The sequence below is a fragment of the Bacillus sp. JJ864 genome, assembly GCF_036963045.1.
In the GTDB taxonomy this organism is placed as follows: domain Bacteria; phylum Bacillota; class Bacilli; order Bacillales; family Bacillaceae_G; genus Bacillus_A; species Bacillus_A pseudomycoides_C.
Map to the genome: position 1 here is coordinate 1 of NZ_JBALLY010000104.1, position 11,084 is coordinate 11,084.

Here is an 11,084-nt window from a genome sequence, read left to right on the forward strand (position 1 = left end):
TAGTGTATTTATTTATGTTTTGGAATATAGAACGTAGAAATAGCATATAAATTTTTGCTTCAATTTGTTACAATGTATAGAAGAAATTTAAAAGGAGGCACTTTTTTTGAAATCAAAAGTTCATTTTTGGACATTAGAAGTATTGATGGTTGTAGCGATTATTTTTATCTGTACAAAAATTTCGTTTTTATTTCAACCAATCGGTATTTTTATTTCCACTTTATTTTTCCCTATTTTAATTGCTGCATTTTTGTATTTTATGTTTAATCCCGTGCTGCTTTTTTTAGAGAACAAAAAGGTACCGCGCAATTTAGCAATTTTGTTATTGTATGTTTTTATTATTACATTAATAGCTGTTGCAGTTGGTGTTGTTGTTCCAACTGTATCTCATCAGCTGATGGAATTAGTAACGAATATGCCAACGTATATTAAAGTGGGGAGAGAATACATAACAGATTTATCGAATCATAAGCTATTTCAATGGATTACAACACAGGATTATGTTTCGTTACAGGCGTTAGAAAAGAATGCTCTCACGTATTTGAAAGAGATACCAAATACACTTACAGCGAGTGCAACGGCATTATTTGGAATTATTACAAACGTTGCATTAGTTGTTTTCACAGTTCCATTTATTTTGTTTTATATGTTTAAAGATGGTCATAAATTCCCTGGATCAGCGGTTCGTTTTTTACCAGAAACGTACCGTGAAGAAGGGCTTCGTCTTTTTAAAGAAACGAATGAAACCCTCGCGGCGTACATTCAAGGCCAAGCACTCGTTTGTTTATTTGTTGGAGCTTTCACGTTTGTTGGTTATTTAATCATTGGGCTTCCTTATGCTTTTATTTTTGGGATTGTGGCAGCAGTTACGAATATTATTCCAAATTTAGGTCCGTTTATTGGAGCAGCGCCAGCTGTTATTGTTGGCCTATTTGTATCGCCGATGCAGGCGGTATGGGTTATTGTTGTGGTAACAATTGTTCAGCAATTTGAGAGCAATATTTTATCACCGCGAATTATGAGTGAGAAACTAAATATTCATCCTTTAACAATTATCATGTTAATTCTAGGTGTCGGAAATTTTGCTGGAATTATTGGGATGATTTTAGCTGTACCAACCTATGCTGTAATGAAAACAATTATTTCAAACTTAGTAAGGCTTTTTGAATCGAAAAAAAATAAGAAATAGAAAGAAGGCCGGTTACAGAGTGTAACTGGTCTTCTTTCGTTCTCAGTATAAATGTAATACACATAATTAAAATATACGTATGGCTGATTTGACTTTCAACCGTAACATATCGTTAAAAATTTGTATTGAAAATTATTAACGATAGCAGTATTCTATACATATTCAAACATTTGAAGATGTATAGAATACTGCTAAATTCTTTAAAATGATAAGTAAGTAATGGAGGCGTTTGAATGGGAAATGAAATGCAACAGTTTAAGGCTGACTTTTTTAAAGCTTTATCACATCCTTTACGGATCCGTATTCTTGAATTATTGTCAGAGGGGGAAAAAAGTGTAAATGAACTCCAAAGTATTCTTAATAAGGAAGGTTCTGCTGTTTCACAACAACTAAGTGTATTACGTGCAAAAAATATTGTTGTTGGTACGAAAGATGGGAAACGAGTTTTATATTCTCTTCGAGATCCAATGATTATGAATTTACTCGAAGTTACACGAGCAATTTTTAATAACCATTTAATTGATACGATTTCAATGTTAGAAGAACTAGATGAAGAAGACGATAAAACTATAGTTAAGGAGGAGGTTGAGTATCGAAGTTAAGAAAGAAGTTATTATTCAACATGGAATTGAGATATTTCGCTCAGTAGGAGCTCATCACGTTTGTAAGGTTTGTATTAAGAGCGGGAATTCTTGTTGTTTTTCATGCCAGCATCTACAAGATAATGTTGGGTGTCAAAAGAGAAATACGGCTTGTACAGCTTGGTTATGTGGAATTCAAAGTTTTTTATTTGATCAAATAGGATTACTGGATGAATGGAAACGTTTTTGGAGTGAAATTCCGGGTCAAATGTTTCGTAGAGATAGTACGCCAGATAAGGTATGGATTAAATCATTTATAGATACAGAGAAGTTAGATAGCCGAGAAGGGGAACTTCTAGCAGAAAGGTTGAAAACCTATGTGCAAGAGAACGGAGATATAGGTGAATTAGAACGTCATTTGAGCAAAACGTTTAGTAAATATTAAGCTAATGAGTTCCCTATATAAGAGCGTGAAAAATGTATTTACAATTCAAATATATTAAGAGGTAGTTAATTTTTCGGAAAAAGTAATATTTATTAAAACAGAAAAGAAGGGTTTATAATGAAAGGGTTATTTACAGGAAGATTTGAAGGATACTCATTGGGGCACTTTCAAAAGGATCTTCTTTCAGGAACGATTGTCGGAGTTGTTGCGATTCCGCTTGCTATGTCTTTTGCTATAGCTTCTGGAGTTAAACCAGAGTATGGAATTTATACTACATGTATTGCTGGAATTCTTACTGCGCTATTTGGTGGTTCAAGATATCAAATAGGAGGGCCGACAGGTGCTTTTGTTCCGATTCTTTTAAGTATTGTAATTACCTATGGATATGAAAATTTGTTACTGGCGGGTTTATTAGCTGGAATTCTTTTATGTTTAATGGGAATTTTTAAATTGGGATCTTTAATTAAGTTTATCCCACGTCCTGTAACAGTTGGTTTTACATCAGGTATTGCTGTTACTATTTTTACGGGACAAATTGCTAGCTTTTTAGGTTTGACAGGTATAAAAAAGCATGAGGCATTTATAGCAAATCTGAACGAAATCTTTATTCATATTGATACCATCAATTTTTATAGCATAATAACAGCGTTCACTTGCCTGGTTGTTATACTCGTAACACCAAAAGTCTTTCCAAAAGTGCCAGGTTCATTAGTAGCTATTGTAATTTCAACTTTAATTGCAACGGTATTTTTCTCAGGTCATGTACCCACTATCGGTACAGCATATGGTACGATACCCAATACACTTCCGCAGTTTCATGTACCAGAAATTACATTAGAGCGTATCAAACAGCTTATGGGTCCGGCATTTGTAATTGCGATGCTCGGTGGTATTGAATCTCTTCTATCCGCTGTCGTGGCAGATGGTATGACAAATAGTAAACACAACAGCAACAAAGAACTTATAGGCCAGGGAATTGCTAATATTGTCACGCCATTATTTGGAGGCATTCCAGCAACTGGAGCGATTGCCCGAACAGCAACTAATATTAAGAGTGGAGCTACTTCACCGATATCAGGTGTTATTCATGGAATCTTTGTTTTATTAATACTTATATTATTAGCTCCGTATGCTTCGCACATTCCGCTTGCAAGTATGGCTCCCATTTTAATGGTAGTAGCTTGGAACATGAGTGAACAAAAACATTTTGCCCATATCCTTAAAATGAAGAGCGGAGATTCTCTTGTATTAGTTGTCACATTTTTGTTAACTGTATTTACAAGTTTAACAACAGCTGTAGAAATCGGTCTTATTTTAGCTATTATTTTATTTACAAAACGTATGAGCAACATGCTAGTTATATCTAAAGTACTTCCAGATCATTCGAAAAAGAATGAAAAATTGTTACCACATGTGGTGAATAAAGCTCATGATTGTCCACAAATTAGTATTTATACAATAGAAGGTCCATTATTCTTTGGAGCTGCTCAAACATTTGAACAAAATATATTAGCAACCATTCATTATAAACCGAAAGTTTTAATTTTACGAATGGGAAAAGTTCCTTTTATTGATACGACAGGAGAGTCTTACTTTAGAAGTATTGTTCATTCTTTTAAACAACAAGGTGGTTTACTTCTAGTCTCAGGAATTCAATCTGAACTAAAAACAACTTTAGTTAGAAATGGACTATATGCCGAGATTGTGGAACAGAACTTCTTTGAGCATACAGGGGATGCAATTAACTACGCTTTAGAACATTTGGATATGAAAAAGTGTATAGAGTGTAAACATTTTGCGTTTCGTGAATGCAGCCAACTTTCTCATCAACCTCAGAAAGTGAATACAGTAAAAGATAAAGTAAATGCATTAGATTTTTAAAAAAGTAATGAATAAAAATTGTGAACAAGGTTGCTTATAATTATTTATAGCAACCTTGTTTTTGTTTGCATATCAGACTTTAACCGATAAAAGGTCGATTGATGAGAGCATGTTTCTAATTTAAAAAATGATTCCTCTCGAACTATTCAAACAGTATGTTTTTTAGATTTTATATACTGCATGTTGCAAACTTGACAGAGGTAATTTTCAATAGCTCCATTTATTCATAATCCAAACTTAAAAAATACTTTGTTATGCGGAGTCTACCTCTACAATCCAAATCATAATTTTCCGCTTCGATAAAATCATTTTAAATATCTCCTTTCATCTTTATTTGGTATTCAAAATTACAGATGGTTATAAAACGATATTTGAAGATCTTTTACTTCGTCCACGATTTGTTGAACACGTTGTTTATGTTCAAGTTCTTCTTCAGATAGACGAGTCTTTTGAATCGTAATCATTAAAAAGAATACATGAAATGTCATATTATTTTTAACCCCTTTCAAGTGTTTGAAATCGTAAGAATATGAAAATCGCACAAAAAAGCCACAGGAAGACAGAGCGCTCCTGCGGCAAGGCATGAAAAAGCCACAGAAAGGCATCCGACCTCCTGTGGCAGAATAATTTAAATCATAGTAAACACGATTTTCAATTCCCCATATGGATGGTCGAATATTTATTTAATTGTGAAACAGGTGCTACATATACAGTTACATTCATCATATCATTCGACCTCCTTTGGAAATTTTTTCTTACGTAAGTAAGTATATACAGTTGGGTTCTGTTTGTAAACCCTGAAATTTAAAAATAGGGTAAATTTTTTGAATTTTGGTGGAAGTATACAATTTTTAAAAGAGATTTCATAATGAACGACGAATAATTAGTTTGGGAAGGAATAAAATGAATTTGCTTATTTTCGGAGGATGAACTCTAGTTAATAAGGATAACAGCAATTTTTAAAAAGTTGGATGGGGGTACAATTATTGTCATGGCTTTTCAAACTGATTATCTTATAAAAACAGCAATTAGCACAGTACTATTTCCGTTTACAGCGGGAAATTTGTATATAAGAAAAAAGAATGAAACGAAAGAACCTGGAAGTATCGTGAAAGTCGATGGTCGCAGCGTTCATGCTATTATTTCTGGTGAAGAAAATGGAAATCCCACTGTTATTTTAGATGCAGGTTTAAGCGGTAATTGTTTAGCCTGGTGTTTTGTCCAGCCTGAATTATCAAGGTTTACAAGAGTGGTTTCTTTTGACCGGGCTGGATATGGTTGGAGTGATACGAAAAGTGGTTTGTCGACTAGTCAAGAAATAGTGAATGATTTGAAAATGGCTTTAGACAAAATGGGGATTTCGCCTCCTTATATTTTAGTGGGACATTCATTTGCAGGACTAAATATGCGATTATTTGCAAGTCGATCTCCTAATGAAGTAGCAGGAATTGTATTGATTGATGCGGTACATGAAAATCGATACTTGAAAGAGGAAATGAATACAGATAGATCGCAGCAATACGTAAAAAGCTTAAAGCAGATGAGATTAGGATATATCACCTCTACTATTGGTTTGCCGCGCCTATTAAAAATACCGGTAGGAGGAAGAAGTCTTCCGGCGCAAGTTCAAAATCATGTAAAACACGTGGGATATACTCCTGGAGCATATGAAGCGGTTTATAAAGAAATGTTATATAGTGAAGAATCAGCGAAACAAGTAAAGCGAGCAGAGAATTTACGAGAAAACTTGCCGGTAGTTGTCATAAGTTCTAACAATTCAGATCCTATATGGAAAGAGCAGCAGCAACTTTTATGTCAACTAACGAACTGTACGAAGCATATTCAAACAGAGAATGGTCATTCGATTCAATTAGAGAATCCAGAGGTCGTGATAAACGCTATAAAGGAATTATTATAGTATGAATAGAAAAGCTAGGACAGTTGTTTAGACTTAGACAGCGTATATAAATACAATTTGAAAAACCGCATAAAAACCTCTTTCTTTTTTGGGGTGGACGAGAGCATCTGGCTGTGCATAGGAGCGGTTAGTGCCTTTTTCTGCCACATTCGAGATAAAACAAAGGAAGCAAGCCAGTAGCGGTCCTGTTATATTCTGCATAACAGCGATGTATATGTCGAGAAATAAAAATGAATTTATATAGTATAGAGTGTGTAAGATGCTCGATGTTTCTATGAAAAAGAGAAATATTGAGCTTTTTTTTCATAGATTTCGTAACTAAAATTAAAAATGGGAAAATATACAAATTCTAAGTGAAAAATATGTATAAAAAGAATACACTTATAGAAGGAGGGATGGGGGATGAAAGACTGGAAAGATAATATTGTTAGAATACTTGGAGTATGGTCTTTACTTGCTGCTTATATCGTTTTAATGATGACGATGCGTTACTCATGGGCGACGGTTTATCAAAGTTTAGCCGTACTAGGGGTACCTCTTCTTGCACTTGGGGGCTATTTTGTAATAAGGAATGTAATGTTTGCAAATGTGTTGTTTATAAGAGGGATGTGTGTAACGATCTATCTGGCTTATGCGTGGTCATGTTGGATGTTTCGAAACATTTACGGTATAGAAAATGAAGAGTTATGGCTTTCGATTAGCTGGTTACTCCCAGTGTTATATTTTTATATAACTGATAAAAAAGCAGAGTGGTATGTGCTTAGCGGCGGAGCATTGTTTTTCTTTTTATCAAATATCGATGAAATAACATGGTTTGCTTTTACGGACAAGTGGCAATCTACTATGATAACTGTTGCTTCAGTAATATGGTACCGATTCGGAAAAGAAATGACAGGACGTTTTGTATTTTATACAACTAGTTTATTAGGATTGTGGACAGTGTACCTTGAACGGTTATACGATGGAGGAGAACCGAATTATTTGATAAAAGTAGTGTGTGCAATTTTTATGACAGTTGTATACATTGCGGTATTTAAAAAAATAAAAGAAAGAAATTTGTATAAAATAACAACTGGTGCAATCTTAACGGCTTGGTCGTTGTATGCATTGACAGACATTACAAATCTATTTGTAAATTTAACTATGAATATCTCTTATATATTGATGGGACTTGTCGGTTTGTTTGTTGTTATTTCACAGCAATATCTCACTTGGCAAGAAAAAAAGAATCAAACAAACATAAACCATCGGAAAATAGGAGAGTACGTGCTATATGTTTTCGTAAGCTCAATAGGTAGTATTCTATTTCTTGCGAGTCTCTACTTCATTTTATGGGAAACAGTAAGAGAAAGCAGCATAATCATGATTGTAAGCGCTACGCTAAGTGTGCTTGGAATTTTGGGATATAAAAAAATAACAGCAAAATTTTTGCGGATATTTTTATTTGTTTTCGCTATCATGTCAGGAATTACAACACTTGTAACAAGTCACCATTACATATGGGGATTGTTGTATGCTAGTTGTATATTTGGGTATTGGCTATTCGCAAAGCATAAGGCAGAACAATATAGTTTATGGTGGCTATTGGAAGGAATTATAGTAAGTGAATGTATGAGAGATGTGGAATATACAACAAGTATGAGTTATCTCGTATTCATTCATATCGGATTTTTCATTTTTGCGATTGTACGGAAAAACAAATTTTTATTCAGACATAGTATTGGATTTGGAATGGTATATGCATTTTTCTATTTGTTAGGGAAATACGAAGGAGCTGATTATTGGTTTATTGTTAGTGCACATGGTGGATATATTTTACTTCTTGTACTAGGTATGTTGTATGTAAGAGATATTGTAATGAAGCGGATTGGCATTGTAATCTATTTATTTACGAATTTTATTATGTATGAGACAAATTACATTGGAAACTACGGATTGAGCGGGATGTTGTTTCTAGCAGGGATTGTATTGTTATTAACAAATAAGCAGCAAAAACAAGAGAACATAATAAAATATAACGGAACATATAAGAAAAAACATATATGGATAGTAGGTATACTTTCTGCTTTTATTTTACTAGGTACTGTTACACAACAAGAAATGAACTATTATAACAGTAATATTGTATTGTTAGAATTGGAAAATCCAGTTACAGAATTAGGGGATATGAAAAAAGTATGGTTTTCTTTCAAAATAGATGTGGAAGCAAATGAAATGATGTTGAATCGTGAAACAAAAAATGAAATAAAAACACCTGTGTATATAAAATTGAAAAAAGAACAAGAAAAGAATTATCGTATAGATCAAATAAAGATTGGTGACTACCCGAAAGAAAAAGGAATTTGGATTAAGGGATTTATGAATTATGGATATGTTACGATTGGAAGTACACGTGGAGTTCCTGTTCACCTTGTGAAAGGGGAAGGGATGTATGCAAAAGTCCAAATTGCGAAGAACGGAAATAGTAGAGTAATCGGAATTCAATAAAATAAAAGGATAAGAAGTGATTGAATACGTCAAAAAAATCGATTCCTAAATAGGGAATCGATTTTTTATTTGCTCTCTCATATAGAGTGAAATTGTTTGATTTTCATTGAACAAAGAAAGATGTATATGTTAAAATAAAAAAATGACCAGTAGAAAATATTTTCTTTTATTCAATAATTACCCATTTTAATTTTATCAAAAAACACCTGTGTTTGTCAAACTTTTGGTCAAAAATTTTTTTGTCGATAAGGAGTGACAATATGGAGCAGTATGAACAAGAGTGGAAGAGGGAACAAAAACGAATGGAGGAAGTTGTACAGAAAATTAAAGTGCACATAGATAGTCTTCAACAATATGTAAGTAGCGGAAAGAAAGAGGTAGTTCAAATTCGAACAAACTTTTGGAACGATGTAACAGCTAACTTCGATAATGCTGAAGAGGCCGTTGAAACAGCGGCAAGTATAAAGCAACAAGCAGAGTTGTTAGCTGAAAGAGAACGAAGACACTATCATGTAGATAAGCAGCTTACAATGTTAAAACGACTGGAGCAATCCCCGTATTTTGGGAGAATTGATTTTTTAGAAGATGGTGAACGAAGTTCGGATCAAATTTATCTTGGCATTCATTCGTTTTTTGATGAGAGTACAGAACAATTTCTTGTTTATGATTGGAGAGCACCAATATCCAGTTTGTATTATGATTATTCGTTGGGATCGGCCTTGTATAAGGTACAAAACGAAATGATTTCAGGAGAAATCACTTTAAAAAGACAATTTATCATTCGTAACGGTCATATGGACAGCATGTTTGATTCTGGAGTAACAATTGGTGATGCATTATTGCAAGAGGTGTTAGGAAAGAATGCGAATACACAAATGAAAAGTATTGTTTCTACGATTCAAAAAGAACAAAATCTAATTATTCGTAATGAAACGAGTCGTTTACTCATTGTACAAGGAGCAGCAGGAAGCGGAAAAACATCGGCTGCATTGCAGCGTGTGTCTTATTTACTATACAGATATCGAGATACATTACATGCGGATCAAATCGTTCTTTTTTCTCCTAATCCAATGTTTAATAGTTATATATCGACTGTTCTTCCTGAATTAGGAGAAGAGAATATGAGACAAACAACTTTTCAAGAATATTTAGAGGAACAAATCGAAAAAATTTTTCATGTAGAAGATCCGTTTACGCAAATGGAATATGTACTTTCAGAGAAAGAAGACACAGAATATTTAATACGTATGCAAGGCATTCAATATAAAGCAAGTGCACATTTTGTTAAAGTTGTAGACAGTTATGTGGCATATTTGAAACAAGCTGGAATGATTTTTAAAGACGTGAAATTTCACGGGAATGTTTTAATATCGAAAGAAGTAATTCTAGAGAAATTTTATTCTTTTCCTGAATCTATGCGGATTCCGAATCGAATGAAATTAATTTCTGAGTGGTTACTGAAAGAATTAAAGAGAAGAGAGCAGTTAGAACGAAAAGAACTTTGGGTTGAAGAGGAAATACAGCTATTCGATAAAGAAACGTATGCAAAAATCCATAAAAAACTGCAACAAGAAAAACAAAATGACACGAATACATTTGATGATTTTGAACGCGAACAACAAATGTTAGCCGCAATGGTTGTGAAAAAACATTTTAAACCGCTTCGTAAACGTGTGAAACAGTTTCAATTTATTAATATGACCGCTATTTATTTACAGTTATTTACTGATCCGTTATTTGTAAAACAATTTACAGATCATAACAACTTACCGTCATGCTGGAAAGAAATATGTGAAGAAACAGTTAGGTGTATACGGAATTTTCATATGACTTATGAGGATGCGACGCCTTATTTATATTTAAAAGATCAGTTGAAAGACTTACAACGAAATACATCTGTAATGCATATATTTATTGATGAAGCACAAGATTATTCTGTTTTTCAATTCACCTTTTTGAAGCGATTATTTCCACATAGTAAAATGACGGTACTTGGTGATTTTAATCAAACGATACATGTACATGCGGCCGAAAATGGATTTTCGCAATTATATGCGTTGTATGGAGAGGGAAAAAGCAAGAGAATTGAACTTACACGTAGTTATCGTTCAACGAAACAAATTATTGAATTCACAGGGCAACTGATTTCAGGAGGAAACTGTATTGAACCCTTTGAGCGCGAGGGGAGAAAACCTGTTATAACAGCAGTAGAAACAGATGAGGAATTACATCAAAAAATTGTAAAACGGATTAAATATTTGCAAAAAAATAATCATAAAACGATAGCGATTATTTGTAAAACCGCTCAAGAAAGCAAATTGGTATATGACTTACTGCAGCAACATGTACAGATTCACCTCATTCAAAAAGAAACAGCTTCGTTTGATTCGGGAGTACTTATTATACCTTCATATTTAGCGAAAGGTGTAGAGTTTGACGCTGTAATTATTTATAATGCTTCAAACCAACGATATAGAAAAGAAAGCGAACGTAATCTTTTCTACACAGCTTGCACACGTGCTATGCACGAATTATATATTTATTATAAAAATGAATTAAGTCCGTTTTTATCAACAGTAGAGG

General features: G+C 33.5%; 8 protein-coding genes. 7 read left to right on the plus strand and 1 reads right to left on the minus strand.

Going from position 1 to position 11,084, the window contains the following annotated elements:
• The first annotated feature begins 106 nt into the window (after window positions 1–106).
• From V7024_RS16400 to V7024_RS16415, 4 genes are all read left to right on the plus strand, one after another.
• Window positions 107–1,189 (plus strand): AI-2E family transporter, encoded by a 1,083-nt coding sequence (locus V7024_RS16400; protein WP_335521835.1) that lies wholly within the window; start codon window positions 107–109, stop codon window positions 1,187–1,189.
• A 233-nt stretch (window positions 1,190–1,422) separates the two neighbouring features.
• A complete protein-coding gene (locus V7024_RS16405) occupies window positions 1,423–1,791 on the plus strand; it encodes an ArsR/SmtB family transcription factor (RefSeq protein ID WP_335521837.1) in 369 nt (122 codons plus the stop codon).
• Complete coding sequence (locus V7024_RS16410; protein ID WP_335521839.1) at window positions 1,775–2,215, plus strand: DNA mismatch repair protein; 441 nt, start codon at window positions 1,775–1,777, stop codon at window positions 2,213–2,215. Before V7024_RS16405 ends, V7024_RS16410 begins: the two co-directional genes overlap by 17 nt.
• 117 nt (window positions 2,216–2,332) lie before the next feature.
• Complete coding sequence (locus V7024_RS16415) at window positions 2,333–4,096, plus strand: SulP family inorganic anion transporter (RefSeq protein WP_335521841.1); 1,764 nt, start codon at window positions 2,333–2,335, stop codon at window positions 4,094–4,096.
• Window positions 4,097–4,443: 347 nt separating this feature from the next.
• Here V7024_RS16415 and V7024_RS16420 read toward each other — a convergent pair whose 3' ends face one another.
• The gene (locus V7024_RS16420; RefSeq protein ID WP_335521843.1) at window positions 4,444–4,584 is read right to left on the minus strand and encodes a YrzI family small protein; all 141 of its coding nucleotides are present in this window, start codon (window positions 4,582–4,584) and stop codon (window positions 4,444–4,446) included.
• Between the two features lie 503 nt (window positions 4,585–5,087).
• Here V7024_RS16420 and V7024_RS16425 point away from each other — a divergent pair.
• The 3 genes from V7024_RS16425 to helD all read left to right on the plus strand — a co-directional run.
• Window positions 5,088–6,014 (plus strand): alpha/beta fold hydrolase, encoded by a 927-nt coding sequence (locus tag V7024_RS16425; protein ID WP_335521845.1) that lies wholly within the window; start codon window positions 5,088–5,090, stop codon window positions 6,012–6,014.
• A gap of 402 nt (window positions 6,015–6,416) precedes the next feature.
• Window positions 6,417–8,501, plus strand: a complete 2,085-nt coding sequence (locus tag V7024_RS16430; protein ID WP_335521848.1) for a hypothetical protein — start codon at window positions 6,417–6,419, stop codon at window positions 8,499–8,501.
• Between the two features lie 260 nt (window positions 8,502–8,761).
• A partial coding sequence (gene helD, locus V7024_RS16435) for an RNA polymerase recycling motor HelD (protein ID WP_335521849.1) occupies window positions 8,762–11,084 on the plus strand: 2,323 nt, incomplete at its 3' end.